The following is a 20,190-nucleotide window of genomic DNA, read 5'->3' as shown; positions in this document are numbered from 1 at the left end:
CTCGGCCAGGCGCTGCCGGACTATATGGTGCCGTCGGCGATCATGGTGCTCGACGGCCTGCCGCTGAACTCCAACGGCAAGGTGGACCGCAAGGCACTGCCAGAGCCCGAATATGAAAGCAGTGGCGAATACGAGGCGCCGCAAGGGGCAATGGAGGAAGCGCTGGCCGCCATCTGGGCCGGGGTGCTGGGCGTCCAGCGGGTCGGACGCCATGACAATTTCTTCGAACTCGGAGGCCATTCGCTGCTTGCCTTGGGAGTGCTCGAACGCATGCGCGCGCAAGGTATGGCGGTGCAGGTGCGCACGCTGTTCCAGCAACCGGTGTTGTCGGCCTTCGCGCAGGCGGTCGCGCGCCGGGAGCACGCGGGCGAGGTAGCCGTGCCGCCGAACCTGATTCCCGCCGATTGCGGCGGCATCACGCCGCAGATGGTGACCCTGATCGACCTCGACGCCGGCCAGATCGCCCGCATCGAGGCGGCGGTGCCCGGTGGCGCGGCCAATATCCAGGACATCTATCCGCTGGTGCCGCTGCAGGAAGGGATTTTGTTCCACCATATGCTGCAGGAGGAAAGCGACGCTTACGTCACGCCGCTGTTGCTGGGCTTTGATAGCAAACAGCGTCTGGAGCGTTTCATCGCCAGTTTCAACCAGGTCATCGCGCGCCATGATATTTTGCGCACGGCCGTCTTGTGGGAAGGTTTGGCGGAACCGGTGCAGGTGGTGGCGCGCCACGCGGCGCTCGCCGTCGAGTGGCTGGAACCGGCGGGCGGCGACGCGGCCGCGAGGCTGAACGCGCACGTCGATCCGCTGCATCATCGTATCGACGTGCGCCGAGCGCCGATGCTGCGCGCGGTGGCATTGCGGGACGCGGAGCGGGATCGCTGGCTGTTGCAGCTGCCGAGCCATCACCTGGTGCTGGACCACACCACGCTGGAACTGATCATCGAGGAAATCGCGCTGATCCAGCAGGAGCGCCACGCCGAGTTGCCGGCGCCGGTGCCATTCCGCGGCTTTGTGGCGCAGGCGCGCCGCGGCGTGAGCGCCGCCGAGCACGAGGCTTTCTTCACCAAGATGCTGGGCGACGTCGACGAACCCACCGCGCCGTTCGGACTACTGGACGTGCAGGGCAACGGCGGCGGTGTCGAGGAAGCCAGGCTGTCGTTGACGGCCGAACTGTCCGACGCCGTGCGCCGGCAGGCGCGCCGCCATGGCCTGGGCGCGGCCAGCCTGTTCCACCTGGCTTGGGCGCTGGTGCTGTCCAAGGCCACCGGCAAGGACGACGTGGTGTTCGGCACGGTGCTGTTCGGCCGCATGCAGGGCGGCGACGGCGCCGAGCGCGCGCTGGGCATGTTCATCAACACGTTGCCGCTGCGCGTCAAGCTGGGCGCGCGCGGCGTGCTGCAAAGCCTGCGCGAGACGCACGAGGGGTTGACCGGGCTGCTGGCGCACGAACACGCCAGCCTGTCGCTGGCCCAGCGTTGCAGTGGCCTGCCGGGCGGCACGCCGTTGTTCTCGGCGCTGTTGAACTACCGTTACAGCGCCCCCAAGGACGTCTCCATCGCCGCGTGGGAAGGCATGCACGCGCTGGGCGGGGAGGAGCGCAGCAACTATCCGGTCGATCTGTCGGTGGACGATTTCGGCGACGGCTTCGGCCTGGTGGCGCAGGTCGGCAAGAGCGTCGGCGCGATGCGCTTGTGCGAGTTGGTGCAAGCGGCCGTCGGCGCCATCGTCGAGGCGCTGGCCGAGCGGCCCTTGCAGGCCGCCGGCGAGCTGCAAATCCTGGGCGGGGCGGAGCAGGCGCGCCTGCGGACATGGGGCGCGAACACGCTGCGCCATCCTGACCACGAGCCGGTGCACCGCCTGATCGAACGGCGCGCGGCGGAATCGCCGCTGGCGACCGCGCTGCTGTTCGGCGACGAGTCGCTGAGCTACTCGCAGCTGAACCGGCGCGCCAACCGGCTGGCGCACCACCTGCTTGCGCTGGGCGTGCGGCCCGACGACAAGGTCGGCATCGCCGTCGAGCGTTCCTTCGAGATGGTGGTCGGCCTGCTGGCGATCCTCAAGGCCGGCGGCGCCTACGTGCCGCTGGACCCGGAATATCCGGCCGAGCGCCTGGCCTACATGGTCGACGACAGCGGCATCGCATTGCTGTTGACGCAAACGGCGGTGCGGGAGCGGCTGCCGGCGGTGGACGGCTTGCGCATGGTGGCACTGGACACGCTGGACCTGTCCGCGCGCGGCGACCACGATCCGTTGGTCGCGCTGCATGGCGACAACCTGGCATACGTGATCTACACCTCCGGTTCGACCGGACGGCCGAAAGGGGTGGGCATCGCCCATCGCGGCCTGGCCGAACACGCGCAGGTGGCGGTCGGTTTCTTCGGTCTGACCCGTGACGACCGCATGCTGCAGTTCGCGACGCTCAATTTCGACGGTTTCATCGAACAGCTGTTCGCGCCGCTGGCGGCCGGCGCTTCGGTGGTGCTGCGCGGCCCAGCCTTGTGGGATAGCGCCACCTTCCACCAGGAGTTGATCGCCAAACGCATCAGCGTGGTCGACATCACCACCGCCTATTGGCTGCTGCTGGCGCAGGACTTCGCGCGCCAGGGCATGCGCGATTACGGCGCGCTGCGTCAGCTCCACGCCGGCGGCGAGGCGATGCCGCCGGAAGGATTGCGCGCGTGGCGCGAGGCCGGCCTGTCGCACGTCAAGCTGTTGAACACCTACGGCCCGACCGAGGCGACGGTGACGGCCACCATCATAGATTGCCAGCCGTATGTCGACGGCACGGCGCCGTTGCCGGCGCAGATGCCGATCGGCGCGCCGCTGCCGGGACGCACCTTGCGGGTGCTCGACGGCGCGCTGCAGTGCGTGCCGGTGGGCGTGGCCGGGGAGCTGTGCATCGGCGGCGGCTTGCTGGCGCGCGGCTACCTGGGGCGCGCGGGCCTGAGCGCGGAGCGCTTCGTCGCCGACCCGTTCGACGACGCCGGCGGGCGCCTGTACCGCACCGGGGACCTGGTGCGCTGGAGCGCGGACGGTCAGCTCGAATACCTGGGCCGCATCGACCACCAGGTCAAGATCCGTGGTTTCCGCATCGAGCTGGGTGAGATCGAGGCGCTGTTGCTGGCGCAGCCCGAGGTGCGCGAGGCGGTGGTGGTGGCGCACGGCGGCGCCGCCGGCATGCGGTTGGTCGGCTATGTGTCGGCGCAGGCGGGACAGGCCGTCGATCCGGGCGCGCTGCGCGAACGCCTCGGCCGCGCGCTGCCGGACTACATGGTGCCGTCGCTGATCGTGGCGCTGGGGGCGCTGCCGCAGAACGCCAACGGCAAGGTCGATCGCAAGGCGCTGCCGGAGCCGGGCCAGGAAAGTGCGGGACGCTACCAGGCGCCGCAAGGCCCGGCCGAAACGGCGCTGGCCGCCGTGTGGGCCGAGGTGCTCGGTGTCGAGCGGGTCGGAAGGGACGACAATTTCTTCGAACTGGGGGGCGACTCGATCGCCGCGTTGCGGGTGCTGGCGCGGGCCAGGGCGCACGCCGCCCTGTCCGCCGCCTCCGGCCTGACCTTGCAGGCCATGATGAGCCGTCCGACCATCCGTGGCCTGGCCGGCACCGCCAGCCCGGTGACCCGGTTGAACGCCAGGGTGGACGCCGCGCCGCCGCTGTTCTGCTTCCACTCGGGCCTGGGCACGGTGCTGGGCTATCTGCCGCTGGCGCGGCATTTTAACGGCCGGCGTTCGGTCTACGGCATCACCTGCCGCACGCTCAACGAGCCATCGCACCGCGACGAATCGCTCGAGCGGATGGCAGATGACTACGTGGGCTACCTGCGCGAGGTGCAGCTGCATGGGCCATATAGCCTGCTCGGCTGGTCGCTGGGCGGCACGCTGGCGGCGCTGGTCGCGGCGCGGCTGGAGGCGCAGGGGCAGGTCGTGGCGTTCGTCGGCCTGATCGACACGTCGGTGCCCACCGCGCACGGCGTCGATTGGGTGCGCACCGATTGGCGGGACGAGTATGCGCGCTTCCTGCCCGGCGGCGTGGCCTTGACCGGCGAGCAGGCGGTGGCGCTGGCCGGCGTCGACGATCCGCTGGTCGACGAGCGCGGACTGGTCGAGTGGACCCGGCCGCTGCTGGAGGCCTTGCAGCGCGGCGGCGCCCATCAGGATATGCAGGCGGAGCAGGTGGTCAGGATATTCCTGGCGGCCGCCTGCCTGACCCTGGCCGGCGCCAATTCCATCAAGCCGCTGCCCGCGCTGGCCGCGCCTGTGCATTGCTGGTGGAGCGCGGAGCAACCGCAGTCGGTAGTCGAGCGGCTCGACGCCGAGATGGGCGCGCCGGCCGGCGCCCGCGTGGCGCACCGCCGCGTCGACGCCGACCACGGCGCGGTGGTCGCGCATCCGGCGGTGCTGGCGGAGTTGGCTGGTCTGGCGGGGTAAAAAAAAGGGGACCGGCCTGATGGCCGGTCCCCTGTCATGCGTGGTTTGAAAGCGCTTACCAGCGATAGCTGAGCGACGCCTTCACGTTGCGCGATTCACCGTAGAAGCAGGAGAACGGGCAGCTGGTGTAGAAGGTCTTGTCGGTCAGGTTGCTGACATTGAGCGCCAGGCGCCACGGGCCGGTGCTATAGCTGGCCATGGCATCGATCACGGTGTAGGCCGGCGCCACCACGTCGGTGTAGGTGCTGGTGGTCTCGCCCATGTAGCGCGCGCCGGCGCCGATTTTCAGGCCCGGCACGCCGAAATCGCCGAAGCTGTAATCGCCCCACAGTGACGCCTGGTTGTACGGCACGCCGTTGGTGCGGTCGCCGACCTGGTCGGGGAACAGCGGGCTGGCCTTGGTCACGCGCGCGTCGGTGTAGGTGTAGGCGGCGAGCACCTGGGCGTTGCGGCCGATGCGGCCGCGCGCCTCGAGTTCGAAGCCGCGCGAGCGCACCTCGCCTTGCTGGCGCGCGTAGCGGCGGTCCAGCGGGTCCTGGGTCAGCACGTTGCCCTGGGTGAGCTGGTAGGTGGCCGCCGACAGCATCAGCGCGCCGCCGGCGGGCTGGTAGCGCACGCCGGCCTCGAACTGCTCGCCCTCGGTCGGGTCGAAGCGGTTGCCGTTGCGGTCCGTGCCGCTGGTGGGCGCGAACGACTGGCTGAAGCTGACGAACGGCGCCAGGCCGTTGTCGGCCAGGTAGACCAGCCCGGCGCGGCCGGTGAAGGCATCGCTCTTCTCATGGTCGGCCGAGCATAGCGACGGATTCTTGAAGTCGCATTCGGTCTGGCGCACCCAGTCCTGGCGCCCGCCCAGCAGCAGCACCCACTTGTCGGCGAACTTCATCTGGTCCTGGAAGTACAGGCCCATTTGCTTGTCGCGGCTGCGGAAGCCGTACGAGTAGACGGCCGGGCCCAGCGCGCCGCCGTAGACCGGCGCGTACAGGTCGATGGTGCCGACGGCGCGGTCGAAGCGCTCGCTGGTGCGCTTGGTTTCGGTGTAGTCCAGGCCGACGAGCGTTTTGTGCTCGACGCCGGCCGCGCGCCAGTCGTACTGCAGCGAGGTGTCCGAGTTCAGGCGGTTGGTGTGCTCGTCGCGGTCCTCGGCGAAGCGCTTGATGCTGCGCTGGTCGGCTTCATAGTCGGCGGCCGTGCCGATCGAGGCCCAGTCCTGGTCCATGTGGTACTTGCGCAGGCTGTGGCGCAGCTTGAGGTTGGCGCTGAATGCGTGGTCGACGATGTAGCCGACCGAGTAGCGCTTGATGCGGAAGTGGTCGTAATCGGGCTCGCCGGTGAAGCGGTCGCGCGGGATGGTGCCGTGGATGTTGGGGCGCAGCGTGCCGGCCGCCGGCAGGTCGTCGGCGCCGTAGTTGCTGCGGTCGCGCTGGTACTCGGACAGCAGGGTCACGCTGGTGGCGGCGTTCGGCTGCCATTTGAGCGCAGGCGCGAGGTAGGTGCGGTCGTCGCGCATGTAGTCGATGAAGGCGCCGCTGTCGCGCTGCAGGCCGGTCAGGCGGTAGGTCCAGACGCCGTCCTCGGTGAGGGCGCCGGCGAAGTCGCCCGAGACCTGCTTGCGGTCGAAGGAGCCGACTTCGACGTTCAACTCGCGCAAGGTTTCGGCGGTCGGACGCTTGCTGACGGTGTTGAGCACGCCGCCGGGCGAGGACATGCCGTACAGGATCGAGGAGGCGCCCTTGAGCACCTCGATGCGTTCGAGGCCGTAGACCTCCTGCTGGCCGTCGAAGCGGTTGACCTGGTAGTTGGTGCCGTCGCGGAAGGTCGACAGCAGCTGGAAGCCGCGCAGCGTGATCTCGTCGCCGGTGCGTTCGGGACGCAGCGTGCCGCCCACCGAATAGCCCAGCGCCTCGGCGATGGTGCGGGCCTTGAGCATGTCGATCTGCTCGGCGCCGATCACGGTGATCGACTGCGGCGTCTCGATGATCGGGGTGTCGGTCTTGGTGCCGGTGGCGCTGCGCTTGGCGGCGTAGCCGGCCACCGCGCCGGTCGCCGTTTCCTGCTCGCCGACCACGTGGATGGTGGGCAGGGCGCTGTCGGGCTGGGGCGGGGGCGGCGTGTCGGCGGCGCCGGCGGCGGCGCTGAAGAGCAGGCCGAACAGGCCTGCGCCCAGGGCGCGGGCGATCGGGGTCAATTGGGTGCCGGGCATTTCTTGTCGGTGCATATCGATGAACTCACACATAAATAAGGTGGGTAAAACAAGCCGGAATGGCGATGTTGCAGTTTTGGAAACTTTAAAGCGGAAAGCCGCCAGTTCGCCTAGTAGACGTTCCGGCGCGCGATTTGTTTAGGGGGACGCAAAAAAGCGCGGGATCAGTCGCCTGATCCCGCGCGGGCAGCGGTGGCGGGCGGTGTTACAGCGCGCCGGCGGCCTCGCGCCGCTGGGCCGGCTGCGCGGCCAGCAGGGCCCTGCCGATCTCGCCGGTGCGCACGGCGGTGACCGATAACAAGGTGTCGCTCAGGCCGTGCGAGGCCTCGCTGGCGCCCTGCAGGAAGATGGCCGGGTGGAAGTCGGCCGGGGTGCGGACCCGGTAGTCGCGGTCGGTCTCGACCTCGCCCAGCCAGCGCGCCAGCGGCGCCAGCACCGTCTTGTGGTGGGCGCGCTGGTAGCCGGTGGCCAGCACCACCGCGTCGTAGCGGTTGGTGACGGTGCGCTGGTGGTTGTTGTCGTGGAGTGTCAGCTGGATGCCGTCGGCGTCCGCGCGCACCGAGCGGATCTCGTGCCGGCGCAGGAAGCGATGGCGTTCGCTGTCGGCCACCTTCTGCTCGTAGAACACCTTGTAGATTTGCTGGATCAGGTCCATGTCCGGGCAGGCGTAGTTGGTGTGGCGGAATTCGCGCAGCATGTCGCTGCGTTCGGACGGCGAGCGGCTGAACATGTGGTCGACGAAATCGGGATTGAACACCTCGTTGACGAAGGGGCTGTCGTCGGCCGGCTTGATGGCGCGCGCCCGCATGACCAGGTCGACCCGGGGTGCGTTGGGGCGACCGTGCAGGTCCATGAAGATTTCGGCCGCGCTCTGACCGGCGCCGATGACGGCGATGTTGCGCGCGTCCGCGTTGGCGGCGATGCTTTGCAGGTAGCTGTGGGAGTGGAAGATACGTCGGTCGTCCTTGAATGGCAGGAAGGCTTCCGGCACGTTGACCGTGCCGCCCACGCTGACGACCAGGCTGCGCGTCAGGCGCTCGCGCACCGGGCCGTCCGCCGCGCCGGTCGTGCGCGAGCGCACGCGCAGCATCGTCACCGCGCCGTCGCGCTGCTCCGGCAGCACCTCGAACACCTCCTCGCCGTAGACGCACAGGTCGTCGAACTGCGCCGCCGCCCAGGCGAAATAGTCGCTGAACTCGTGCCGGCTGGGGAAGAAGGTCTTGAGATTGATGAAATCGTGCAGGCGTCCCTTCTGGTGCAGGTAGTTGACGAAGGTGAAGGGGCTGGCCGGATTGCGCATGGTGACCAGGTCCTTGAGGAAGGAGATCTGCATATGCGAGTGGTCCAGCAGCATGTTCGGATGCCAGTGGAAGCCGTGCTGGCGTTCGATGAACTGCGCGTTGATTTTGGCCCCGGCCTGGCGCTGCTCGTCCAGCGCGATCGCCAGCGCGACGTTGGACGGGCCGAAGCCGATGCCGATGAGGTCATGAATGAGCATGCCGCACTCCTGTAATGGTTATGTGGTGGCGCCCCCCGGGCGCGATCGCCGGCGTCGATTTGTGCCGGTCTGTGGTTGCTAGACGCTGGCGGCGGCCCTTTGTTTAGCACTTCGCGCAAACTAAACATTTGTCGCGGTGGCGCGTCTTGTATGCGGGGCCGGGACCGCCGCGCGCGGTCAAACCGGCCATTTTCCAATTTCACGGTGATGGCGCACAAATGGCAAAGACGAAGCTGGTTTATATCTGGTCCTTGAGGAATGCGGCGGCCGACAAGGCCGGGCAGTACATCGATTACAAGGGAGAACGGCGCTACATGAAGTCGCCGCTCGAATACCTGGCCGAGGCCATGAACGGCACCGCGCTGGGCGAGGCGTACTCGCTCGAGGCGGTCATCTACGACGACGACAAGGATTCCGCGCGCGACCGCGAGAAGGTTGGCGAGTACGGTTTCGCCTACCAGCCGGACGGCCAGTGGTTCTATCCACCGGAGCTGGAGATCGGCGGGCGCCGCGTCAACGATTTGCTGTGCGCGATTCCGTCGACCTACCGCCGCCTGCCGCTGGACGCCGGCGCCGAGCGCGCGGCCGGCAAAAGCGTCTTCGAGGCGCGTCTGCTCGACCGCTTGCTGACCCTGGACGCGGAGCTGGTGGTGCTGGACGGCCTGATCGTCATCCTCGATGAATTGGTACGGCCCGGCGCGCACTACCACCGAAAAATCGTCAACATCCATCCCGGGATCACCCGCATCGAGTCGCCCTACGAGCGGCGCGGCGCCTACGCCACGCTCGACGCGCTGCACGGCGCGCAGGGCCGCAAGGTGGTCGACTGGCGCACCATGGAGACGGTGGAGGTGCCGGTGGCGGCGAAGACCGGCGCCTCGTTCCACTACGTCGACAACGGCATCGATTCGGGCGAGGTGATTCACGACGTGCTGGGGACCGACATCTCGCCGGAGGACACGATCCTGGAGCTGCGCTGGAATAACTTCAACCGCAGTTTGTTCCCGGCGCTGTCGCAAGGGTTGGAAATCATGGCGGGTATCACTCCCGGCGGCGCTCGATGAAACGCGCGCGCCGGCGAGTCGCCATGCGGAAGGCGCGCTATGCGTTGTGGGCCCTGTCGCTGGGCTGCCTGGCACTGGCCCCGGCGGCGCATGCCAGGCAGCACGCGGCGGCGCCGGAGGCGCCGGAGGCGCTGGCAAAGGCCCCCGGCAAGCAAGGTGGCGGCGGCATACAAGGCGTCGAGATACGGCGCACCACCGACGGCATTCCCCATGTGCGCGCAGACAGTTGGCGCGAACTCGGCGTCGGCGCCGGCTATGTGCAGGCGCAGGACGCGCTGTGCACCCTGGCCGAGGCCTTCGTCACCTACGAGGGCCGGCGCGCCTGGTTCTTCGGCGCCGACGGCAAACCCGCACGCAACTCGACCTTCGGCCGGCCGAAGAACATCGACCTGGACTTCTTCTTCCGCGCCCAGGCCGACGAGGCGATGGTGGCGCGCTATCGCGCCAGCAATCCTCCCGCGCTAAATGAATTGGTCGATGGTTTTGCGGCGGGCTACAACCGTTATCTGGCCGACGTCCGCAAGGGCCGCCAGCGCCCGGCCGGCCGCACCTGCCTGAAGCAGCCATGGGTGCGCGACATAGGCGCCGACGATATTTACCGGCGCATGTATGCGGCCCAGATCGCGGCCGGCTACGCCAGGTTCGTTACCGAAATCGCCAACGCCAAGCCGGCCAAGTCCGACAACACGGCCGCTGCGGACGCCACGCCGGCGCCGGCCGACGACGCGCAGTTGCGCAGTCTGCTGGCGCAAAGCATCGGCGACCAGCCCGGGCTGGGCAGCAATATGTTCGCGCTGGGCCGCGAGGCCACCGGCGACGACGAGGCGGTGCTGTTCGGCAATCCGCACTGGTTTTGGGGCGGACCCGACCGCTTTTACCAGATGCACCTGACGTTGCCGGGCCGGCTGGACGTGGCCGGCGCCACCTTCCTCGGCGTGCCGATCATCATGCTCGGCTTTAACGACCATGTCGCGTGGAGCCACACTGTGTCGGCGGCGCGCCGCTTCGGCCTGTTCGACGTGGCGCTCGACCCGGCCGATCCGGCCCGCTATCTGGTCGACGGCGCCAGCGAAGCGATGACGACCCGCGAGATCGGCGTCGACGTGCGCGGCGACGACGGCAAGGCGCGGCGGCTCACCCGTACCTTTTACCGCACGCGCCACGGGCTGGTGCTCGATCTCGGCGGCTACAACCCCGCCTTCGCCTGGGGTGAGCGGCACGCGATGGCGATCCGGGATGTCAACGCCGACAATTTCCGCATCTTCCGCAATTACTTCGCGTGGAACCAGGCGACGTCGCTGGACGAGTTCATCGCCATCCAGCGGCGCGAGGCGGCGCTGCCATGGGTGAACACGGTGGCGATCGGCCGCGGCGACGGCAGGGTGTGGTACGGCGACATCGGCGCCGTGCCGAACGCGTCCGACGCGTTGCGCGCATCGTGCGCAACGCCGCTGGCGGCCGGCTTCGCCAAGCTCGATCCTCACACGCCGGTGCTCGACGGCAGCCGCGCGGCGTGCGACTGGCGCGTCGATCCGGCGGCCGCGCAGCCGGGCGCGATGACGGCCGACGCTCTGCCATGGCTGCTGCGCGACGACTATGTGGCGAACATGAACGACAGCTATTGGCTCAGCAACGCGCGCCGGCCGCTGGAGGGCTATCCCACGGTGCTCGGCGGCGAACGCAAGCCGCTGGCGTTGCGCGGACGGCTGGGCCACCGGATGGCGCTCGATCTGCTGCGCGCGGGCGCGCCGGCCGAGACCCTGGGCCGGCGCGTGATGCGCGATGTGCTGGACGCGAGGGTGTATTCGGCCGAACTGTTCAAGGAACAGGCGCTGGCGCAGGCCTGCGCGCAGCCCATGGTGGCGCTGGATGCGGCGGCGCGCAAGGCGGCCGGCGTGGAGGAGGATGCCCCGGCCGGCGACGTCGACATCGGCAAAGCTTGCGCGACACTGCGGCAATGGGCGAACAAGGGCGATGCCGGCGATCGCGGCGCGCTGCTGTGGGAAGCCTTCTGGGGGCGCCTGCAAAAGATACCGGAGGCGGAACGCTACGGCGTCGCCTTCGCCGACGGCGCTCCGCTGGAGACGCCGCGCGAGCTGCGCACGGGCGGGGAGCGGGCCGCCCAGGCGCTGGCGGCGACTGTGCTGGACTTCGGCGCCAAGGGCTGGTCGCCGGATGCGGCGCTGGGCGAGCGGCGTTATGTGAACAGTGGCGGCAAGCGCTTGCCGATGTTCGGCGGCTGTGGGGCGGACGGCTACTTCGCCATCGCCTGCAATTCCGACGGCGCCAGCGCGCTGGGGCCGGATTCGCACGCCAACAGCTACATGCAGGTGGTGCGTTTCGACGCCGCCGGGGTGCAGGCGCACACGCTGCTGGCGCACGGCCTCGATGAAACGGCGGTCGACGGCGGCCGGGGCGCGGCGCCGGTGGCGCGGTACGCGCGCAAGGAGTGGCTGCGTTTCCCGTTCCGGGAAGCGGAGATCGCCCGCGACCCCGGCCTCACGCGGCTGGTGCTGCCGCCGTCGCGTTAGTGAACAAGCCATGCACCCACGGGGTCAGGTCCGACATTCGGACAAATCCAGAGTTTGCCGAACTTTTTGGGTTGGCAAAAGTTCAAAAATGTCCGAATGTCGGCTCTGACCCCGGGTGCTGACCCCGGGTGCTGACCCGGCGTGCTTTGACCGCTAAACAAACGTTGCGCCGCCACGTCTTGATGGTGTGTCCCGGGACGGGGCGAAGCGCGCCGTCCGATTTATATTTTTTGAAGGTGAAACCGTCTTGCTTACCTATTTGATACGACAGTCGCGCAACCTGATGATCGCCGCCGCGCTGGCCAGCATCGTCGCCGGCGTTTGCAGCGTGCTGGTGCTGACCCAGATCAATGCCGCCCTGATGGCCGACACCGAGGCCCAGCGCACCGTCGTGGCCTGGCGCTTCGCCGCCTTCGCCGTGGCGGCGATGCTCAGCACCATGGTGTCGTCGGTGCTGTTTGAACGCTTGAACCAGAGCGCCCACGCCAACCTGCGGCGCTTCATTTCGGCGCGCGTGCTCGCCGCCGATTACCGCCGCCTGGAGGAGGTCGGCGCGCCCAAGGTGCATTCGGCCTTGTCCGAGCATAGCACGCGGGTCGCCGACTTCTTCGTCAGCTTCCCGACCATCGTGGTCAACTTCGTCGCCGTCTCCGGCTGTCTGATCTATATGGCGTGGCTGTCGTGGCAGGTGTTCCTGGCGGCCGTGGCGGTGATCGGACTCGGTTCGCTCGGCTATCACATGGCGCACGTGTGGGCGATCCGCCATCTGGACATCGCCGCGCGCGAGCAGGACCGGCTGTTCGATCATTTCCGCTCGCTGGTCGACGGCGCCAAGGAGCTGCGGCTGCACGCGGCCAAGCGGCGCCGCTTCGCCGACGAGGTCCTGGATCAATCGATCGAATTCGTCAGGCGCGAGCGCACGCTCGGCATGTCGGTGTTCCTGGTGTCGTCGGCGTGGGGAAAATTCCTGATCTTCGGCTTCATCGGCCTGGTGCTGTTCGCGCTGGTGGGCGACGTCGGCGATCGCGCCCGCGTCATGACCGGTTTCGTGCTGGTGTTCCTGTACATGGTCGGGCCGCTGGAGGGACTGTTGATGACCTTGCCGCGCGCGAACATGGCCAAGTCCTCGGGCGCGCGCATCGACGAGATTACCCGCGAGCTCGAACACACCGAGGACGAGGCCACCGAAGGGCCGTCGGCGCCGTTGCAAAGCCTGGTGCTCAAGGGCGTGTGCCACCGCTACTACAGCGAGAGCGCCGACGAGGTGTTCACCCTGGGGCCGGTCGACCTGGTGTTCCAGCCGGGCCAGATCACCTTTCTGGTGGGCGGCAACGGCAGCGGCAAAACGTCGCTGGCCAAGCTGCTAGTGGGCTTGTACCGGCCGGAGATCGGCTCGGTTCAGCTGAACGGCGAGACGATAGGCGACGCCAACCGCGATACCTACCGCCAGACTTTCTCGACCGTGTTCCCGGACTTCCATTTGTTCGAGCAGATCCTGCAGGCGCCGTCCGGCCAGCTGGACGCGCAGGGCAACGCGTTGCTGGAGAAGCTGCACCTGCAGCACAAAGTGCAGGTGCGCGACGGCGCCTTCACCACGCGCGCGCTGTCGCAGGGGCAGCGCAAGCGGCTGGCGCTGGCCGTGACCTATCTGGAGGACCGTCCCTTCATCGTGTTCGACGAGTGGGCAGCCGACCAGGACCCGGTGTTCAAGGAAGTGTTCTACCGCGAACTGCTGCCCGAGCTGCGCGCCAAAGGCAAATCGCTGCTGGTGATCTCGCACGACGACCGCTATTTCCATCTGGCCGACCGTTTGATCCGCATGGAGAACGGCCAGGTGGTGGCGGTGGAGACACCGGCCGGCCGCGCGCCCGTCGAAGCGCCGCCGCTCGACCTCTCCGCCGTCGCATGACGCGCCGTGGTCTGGCCAGCGCCGCCCGGTTCGTGGCGGCGCTGGCCGCCGTGCCATCGGCCGCTTTCGCCGCGGCCGAGGCGCTGCCGGCCGCGCTTTCCTTGCCGGCGGCGGGCGGTGGCGCAGGCAATGGCGGTGGCGGTGGCGGTGGCAACCCCGCGCTGGTCGGCGCGACGGTCATCGATGGCTTCGTGCAGGTGGCGCCGGTCGCCGGGGCCGCGCCGAGCCGGCGCACCGAGCTGCGGCTGGCGCACGACGCCAAGTCCCTGTACGTCCACGTGCGCGCCTACGACTCCATGCCGTCGAGTATCGTGGCGCAGCAGATGCGGCGCGACGTCGAGGGCATGCTGCAGGAGGACCGCGTCACGCTGGTGTTCGATCCGGAGGGCGACGGCCGCAACGGCTACCTGTTCGCGGTCAACCCCAACGGCGCGCAGTTCGACGCCCTGATCTTCGACGGCGGCCGCATGCGCTTCGACTGGGACGCCCTGTGGCGCAGCGAGGCCCGCATCGAGATCGATGGCTGGAGCGCCGACATCACGATACCGTTGTCGGTGTTCGGCCGTGGCCGGCCCGTCGGCGCGGACGGGCTTCGTCAGTGGCGCGTCAACGCCGAGCGCTGGATGCCGCGTGGCAGCGAGCGTGTGCGCCTGGCCGGCATCCAGCCCGATAAAGAGGTCTACTCGCTGGGCGACGCGCTGCCGATGCCGGCCATCGTCGCCGCCCAGGACGGCTGGGGACTGCGCATGAAGGGCTCGCTGCGCGCCACCGCCGAATCGTCGGCCGCCTCGGGCACGGGCCGCACGCGGCGGCGTCTGGAGCCGGGCCTGGAACTGTTCCACGAAAGCGAGGGCGGCTTGCGCACCACGGCCGCGCTGAACATCGATTTCGGCGAGGCCGAGGCCGACGAGCGCGCCATCAATCTGACGCGCTTCGAGCTGTTCCGGCCCGAAAAACGGGAGTTCTTCCTGCACGACGCCGGCCGCTACACCTTCGGCGGCCTGGTCGACGGCGCCGTGGTGCCGTACTACTCGCGCCGGGTGGGGCTGGACGCCACCGGGCGCGGGCGCAGCCTGGACGCCGGCCTGAAGTTTTCCGGCCAGGCGGCCGGCGCCGACTTCGGCCTGCTGGCCGCGCGCGTGGCCGGCGGCGCCACCGCGCCGGACCAGCCCGACCAGCGGGCCGCCGACGTGGCGGTGGTGCGGCTGGCGCGTCCGCTCGACAGCCGCCACCGGGTCGGCATGATGCTCACGCGCGGCAACGCGGAAGGCACGGGCGGCAGCGGCACCCACGGCGTCGACTACCAGTTTCGCGACAGCGACTGGACGCCGCCGGGCGGAGCGGGTGGCGGCAAGACGCTGGAGGCGCACGCATGGGCGCTGGAGTCGCGCAACGCCGGCCTGGGCACGGGACGCGCCTGGGGCGCCAGCATCGACTATCCGAATGTCGGCCTGAACGGCTCGGCCCACGTGCAACGCATCGGCGCCAACTTCAATCCGGCGCTCGGCTATCTGGCCGAGTCCGATGTGACGCGCGGCGAGGGCACGCTCGGCTGGTGGCACCGCACCGGCTCCGGCGAGAGCGTGATTCCGGGCATCGACTGGAACTTCCGCCGCAAACAGGACGGCAGCGAACGCTCGCTGATGCTCAATCCGGAACTCGCCTACACCGCCGCTTCCGGCGACACGGTGTTGGCCGAAGCGTTTTACGAAACCGACCGCCTGGCCGCCGCGTACAGCCCCGTGCCCGGCGTGCTCATCCAGCCCGGCGACTACAGTTGGCACTATCTTTACGGCTATATGGAGACGTCGCCTTCGCGTCCGCTGTCGGCGTACGCGGACGTGCGCGGCGGCGGCTACTACGACGGACGCCGCCAGGACCAGAGCGTGACGCTGACGTGGAAGCCCAGCGCGCGCTGGGGCTGGCGCGCGGGATTGACGCGCAACGCCATCCGCCTGCCGTCGGGCAGCTTCACCGTGCGCATGGCGACCTTGCGCCTCGATCACACGCCCAGCACGCGCATGGCCGAGAGCCTGCTGCTGCAGTGGGATAACGTCTCGCAGGAGTTGGGCGTAAGCGCGCGCGTGCGCTGGCTGTGGGCGGCGGACCGGGAGCTGATCTTCTCGCTCGATCGCCTCGGCTACACGGGCGAGCGGCGCGACACGCTGCCCGGCCAGACCCGCGCCATGCTCAAGCTGGTGTGGAATCTTGAGCGGTAGCGGCCGAAAGCGCGGGCGCGGGCCGTAGCGGGCAGGCGCCGCAATAGCCGGTTTGCGGCAGCAGATACTGCAGGCAGCATTGACGATGCAGATTGGCCGCCTCGGCCGGGGTGAAGTGGGCCTGGGCGCGCAGGCGGGGATACAGCGGATTCGGATGGTTTGCGACGGCGGCCGGCTCGCCACATTGATTCCACAGCGGCAGCTCAAGTAGCTGCCGGCGATCGTCAAGCAGCGCGGGAACCGGCCCCAGCATCGCCAGCGCCTGGTCGAACACCGGCTCCAGGCAGCGCGCGGCATTGCCCCACAGGACCTTGCGCGGCAGCCCCGATATCCGGCTCAGTTCGGCGAACAGCGGTTCCAGATGATGTTGCAGCAGGGGCGCGTAGCGGGCTTGGGTATCGGTGCCGGCCCGGGAGGCGCCTTCGTGGGCGATGTAAAAACGCAGCGGTTCGCGATGCGGGTCCAGCTCCAGCCAGACCTCGGCGGCGGTCGCCGGAAAGCCGTGCCGCAGCACGCTGGCGGCGGCGACCATCGGCGGCAGCAGCGCGCGCAGATAGGCCAGGCTCCATAGCGATGCGACCGGGCGCAGATCCTCGCCGCCACCCAGGTGGTCGGCATAGCGGACGAGGATGCCTTGCAGCGGGCCGTCGGCGCGGGTGAGGGCGGCGACAGGAATCGCCCAGGCCGGCGGCGGGCCGCAGACCAGCGCCTCGCCGTGCGGCGCGAGCGCGCCACGGAATATGGGGGCGAGCAAGCCGATCACGGCAAGCCGGCGCCGCGCGGCGCGGACGAGGGGGCGGCCAGCGCGGCCGGGGCGAAAATATCCATGTCCGTTAGACGTTTGGAAAGCACCGGTGTTTAGGCGCCGCGGAAGGAAAACGATTAATGTTTCTCTGGCTGCTCTATAATTCAAAAGTTTCCATTAAGCCAAAGATGGCGCCAGGCCAACCCGATGACGTCCACCAGTCCGACATTACCTTTCCGTGCCACCACCGAACAAGCCTGCGAGTGGCTAGGCCAGCAGGGCGTGGGCGACGCGCCCTGGACCTTGGCGCGCCTGATCGAGAGTGGCGTCACGCCGTACGTATGGCTCGACTACGACGCCGCCTATCCCGAGCTGTTCGGCGACGCCAACGGCGGCTACGCGGCGCCGATCTTCTTCGAGGGCGATACCGCGCGGCTGGCCGCCGGCAGCGAGGACGTGCTCATCACCATCACCAAGGATGCCTACAAGATCGTCGCCAAGCTGCCGCCACCCGGTTTCCGGCGTGCGCTGCACGAGCTGCGCTTTCTGAAGAAGGAGCTGGAGCAACTGGCCGCCCGGCTCAAGCGCGAGGCGGAACCGCAACCGGTCAAGACCGAGGGCGTGAAGGAATCGCGGGACGGCGTCGGCCGCGACGAGATACTGGCCGCCTTCGACGGCCTGGCCAGGCTCGATCTGGCGCAGTCGCTCGACGACGGCATCGGCATCTTCGGCGACGATGGCGCCCGCGTCAAAGGCAGCGGCGGCAAAGGCAAGAAGAACAAGCACAACACCCTTTGGAATCCCGTGACGCTGGCGCTGGGCTTGAACGAGGTATACCGCGTTCCTGTTCCGCGCCTGAAAAAGGCTTTCGCCACGCATGATTTTCTGTATGCCTGGCGCGCGGACTGGGAGTTGTCGCTGACGCTGCTAAATAAATAAGTTTCACCCCGGCACCACGCTTTTATCCATCGACTCTTCAAACGGACCCTATGAGATATTTACGCTACCTGTTGATGCTCGCCGCCGTCGCCTTCAGCCTGAACGCCCCCGCCCACGCGGACGAACGCGCCGTGCGCGAGCGGATTTCCTTCAATGCCGACTGGCGCTTCATCAAGGGCGAGCCGCCGGGCGCCGGCGGCGACGCGGCGTTCGACGACAGCCGCTGGCGCAAGCTCGATCTGCCGCACGACTTCGGCATCGAAGGCCCGTTCAAGCAGGAGTACGCGGGCGAGACCGGCAAGTTGCCGTGGTGGGGCGTGGCGTGGTACCGCAAGCACTTCGCGGCGCCCGCCAGCGACGCCGGGCGCCGGGTGTTCATCGATATCGACGGCGCGATGTCGCACGCCACCGTGTTCCTCAACGGGCAGAAGGTTGGCGGCTGGCCCTACGGCTACTCGTCGTTCCGGCTGGAGCTGACGCCGTATCTGAAGCCGGGCGCGCAAAACGTGCTGGCGGTGCGCATCGACAATCCGGAGGAGTCGTCGCGCTGGTATCCGGGCGGCGGTATCTACCGCAACGTCTGGCTGGTCAAAACGACGCCGCTGCACGTGGCCAACAACGGCATCTTCGTGCTGACGCCGACCGTGAGCGCCGACGCCGCCACCGTCGAGATCCGCGCGACCCTGGACAACCAGGGCGGCGACGCCGAGGCCAAGGTCAGCACCGCCGTCTACGCGCTGGACGCGGCCGGCCGCCGCACCGGCGCCGCGCTGGCGCAGACCGCCGCCTCGGCCGCCGCCAAGATCGCGGCCGGCAAGCAGGCGATCCTGGCGCAGTCGCTGCAACTGGCGCGCCCGCAACTGTGGAGCCTGCGCGCGCCGAAGCGCTATGTCGCCGTCACCACCGTCACGGCCAAGGACCAGGTGGTCGACGTGGTCGAAACGCCGTTCGGCGTGCGCACCATCGCCTTCGACGCGGCGCGCGGCTTCCTGCTCAACGGCGAGCGCGTCATGCTGCAAGGCGTCAGTCAGCACCACGATTTGGGCGCGCTGGGCGCCGCGCTGAACGTGCGCGCGCTGGAGCGCCAGTTCGAGATCTTGCAGGAAATGGGCGTCAACGCCATCCGCACCACGCACAATCCGCCGGCGCCCGAGCTGCTCGAGCTGGCCGACCGCAGGGGCATGCTGATCATCGTCGAGGCGTTCGACGCCTGGCGCATCCCCAAGACCAAGAACGACTACGCCACCTTGTACGACGCCTGGCACGAAAAAGACTTGCGCGCGATGGTCCAACGCGACCGCAACCATCCGAGCGTGATCGCCTGGAGCATCGGCAACGAGATCATGGAGCAGGGGCAGCCGGAAGGCTGGAAGGTTGCGGTCCACCTGGCCGACATCGTCCGCAGCGAGGACCGGTCGCGTCCGACCACGGCCGGCTTCAACAAGATCAACTCCGGCTATGACGGCTTCCAGACCGCCATCGACGTGTTCGGCTACAACTACAAGCCGGCCGAGTATGGCCGTCTGCACCAGAGCGCGCCGCACCTGCCGCTGTACGGCAGCGAAACCTCGTCCACCGTCAGCTCGCGCGGCGAATACTTCTTCCCCGTCAGCGACGACAAGACCAAGGGCGCGTTCAACTTCCAGGTCAGCAGCTACGACTTGACGGCGCCGCCGTGGGCCTGGTCGCCGGACGTCGAATTCGCCGGGATCGACAACAACCCCTTCGTGGCCGGCGAGTTCGTCTGGACCGGCTTCGACTACCTGGGCGAGCCGACGCCGTACAACGACGACGCCACCAATGTCTTCAACTTCACCGATCCGGCGGCGCAGCAGCAGGCCGCCAGGGAGTTGGCCGAGCTTCGCAAAATCAAGATGCCGTCGCGCAGCTCGTACTTCGGCATCGTCGACCTGGCCGGTTTCAAGAAGGACCGTTTCTATCTGTACCAGGCGCGCTGGCGGCCGGAGCTGCCGATGGCGCATCTGCTGCCGCACTGGAACTGGCCGGAGCGGGTGGGGCAGGTCACGCCGGTGCACTTGTACACGTCGGGCGACGAAGCGGAGCTGTTCCTCGACGGCCAATCGCTGGGCCGCAAGAAGCGCGGCCCGCGCGACTACCGCCTGCGCTGGGACGACGTGGTGTACAAGCCCGGCACATTGAAGGCGGTGGTCTACAAGCAGGGCAAGCAGTGGGCCGAGGACACGGTGCGCACCACCGGCGCGGCGGCCAAGCTGACATTGGCCGCCGACCGCGACGCGCTGAGCGCCGACGGCAAGGACCTGTCGTTCGTCACCTTGACGATCGCCGACAAGGACGGGCTGGCGGTGCCGCGCTCGCACAACAAAGTGAAGTTCACCGTCACCGGCCCGGCCGAGCTGGTCGCCACCGACAATGGCGACGCCACCAGCCATGTATCGTTCCAATCGCCGGAGCGGCCCGCGTTCAACGGCCTGGCGTTGGCGATCGTGCGTGCTAAGGCCGGGCAGGGCGGCAAGATCGTCGTCACCGCCACCAGCGACGGGCTAGCCAGCGCCAAGGTCGAGCTGCGCAGCAAACCGTAGCCACCTTCCGAGTCCACACCCCGGGGTCAAGTCTGTCATTGCGACACGGCCCCGACCGTATCGCTGCCGCCGGCCGGATTTTTCGTTGTTGAT

Annotated in this window: 10 protein-coding genes; 7 read left to right on the top strand and 3 right to left on the bottom strand. The window is 68.5% G+C overall.

Translation table 11 applies throughout. The features are described from left to right. Window positions 1-4,431, top strand: a 4,431-nt coding sequence (locus BMX85_RS16100; RefSeq protein ID WP_143067997.1) for a non-ribosomal peptide synthetase, incomplete at its 5' end; no start/stop codon positions are given. A 55-nt stretch (window positions 4,432-4,486) separates the two neighbouring features. Here the strand turns inward: BMX85_RS16100 and BMX85_RS16095 are convergent. Continuing rightward, on the bottom strand, window positions 4,487-6,646 hold the full coding sequence (locus BMX85_RS16095) for a TonB-dependent siderophore receptor (RefSeq protein ID WP_090319958.1): 2,160 nt from the start codon (window positions 6,644-6,646) through the stop codon (window positions 4,487-4,489). Between the two features lie 190 nt (window positions 6,647-6,836). Next, window positions 6,837-8,129, bottom strand: coding sequence for a lysine N(6)-hydroxylase/L-ornithine N(5)-oxygenase family protein (locus BMX85_RS16090; protein WP_090319955.1), 1,293 nt, complete (start codon window positions 8,127-8,129; stop codon window positions 6,837-6,839). Between the two features lie 218 nt (window positions 8,130-8,347). Between BMX85_RS16090 and BMX85_RS16085 the strand changes: the two genes are divergently transcribed. The 4 genes from BMX85_RS16085 (at window position 8,348) to BMX85_RS16070 (ending at window position 15,852) form a co-directional block, all read left to right on the top strand. After that, window positions 8,348-9,193 (top strand): formyl transferase, encoded by an 846-nt coding sequence (locus tag BMX85_RS16085; RefSeq protein ID WP_090319952.1) that lies wholly within the window; start codon window positions 8,348-8,350, stop codon window positions 9,191-9,193. A 23-nt stretch (window positions 9,194-9,216) separates the two neighbouring features. Beyond that, window positions 9,217-11,724 carry a penicillin acylase family protein gene (locus BMX85_RS16080; protein WP_090320197.1) on the top strand — a complete coding sequence of 836 codons (2,508 nt, stop codon included), beginning with the start codon at window positions 9,217-9,219 and terminating at the stop codon, window positions 11,722-11,724. A gap of 247 nt (window positions 11,725-11,971) precedes the next feature. Further along, entirely contained in the window at window positions 11,972-13,633 is a 1,662-nt protein-coding gene (locus tag BMX85_RS16075) for a cyclic peptide export ABC transporter (protein WP_090319949.1), read from the top strand. Then, window positions 13,630-15,852, top strand: a complete 2,223-nt coding sequence (locus BMX85_RS16070; protein ID WP_218147345.1) for a carbohydrate binding family 9 domain-containing protein — start codon at window positions 13,630-13,632, stop codon at window positions 15,850-15,852. The genes BMX85_RS16075 and BMX85_RS16070 overlap by 4 nt, the downstream gene beginning before the upstream one ends. On the opposite strand, the gene fhuF is transcribed toward BMX85_RS16070, so the two are convergent. Then, the gene (gene fhuF / locus BMX85_RS16065; RefSeq protein WP_090319945.1) at window positions 15,824-16,615 is read right to left on the bottom strand and encodes a siderophore-iron reductase FhuF; all 792 of its coding nucleotides are present in this window, start codon (window positions 16,613-16,615) and stop codon (window positions 15,824-15,826) included. The two genes, BMX85_RS16070 and fhuF, sit on opposite strands and share 29 nt — an antisense overlap. A gap of 189 nt (window positions 16,616-16,804) precedes the next feature. On the opposite strand from fhuF, the gene BMX85_RS16060 reads away from it, so the two are divergent. Further along, window positions 16,805-17,536: a hypothetical protein gene (locus BMX85_RS16060; protein WP_090319942.1), complete on the top strand. Its 732-nt coding sequence runs from the start codon at window positions 16,805-16,807 to the stop codon at window positions 17,534-17,536. Window positions 17,537-17,586: 50 nt separating this feature from the next. Further along, a complete protein-coding gene (gene galB, locus BMX85_RS16055) occupies window positions 17,587-20,097 on the top strand; it encodes a beta-galactosidase GalB (RefSeq protein WP_143067996.1) in 2,511 nt (836 codons plus the stop codon). Window positions 20,098-20,190 lie beyond the last annotated feature (93 nt).

Origin of the sequence: Duganella sp. CF517 (assembly GCF_900110275.1) — a bacterium.
Classification (GTDB): domain Bacteria; phylum Pseudomonadota; class Gammaproteobacteria; order Burkholderiales; family Burkholderiaceae_D; genus Rugamonas.
The sequence above is the reverse complement of the archived record's forward strand: the minus strand, read 5'-3'. Positions and strand labels throughout refer to the sequence as shown.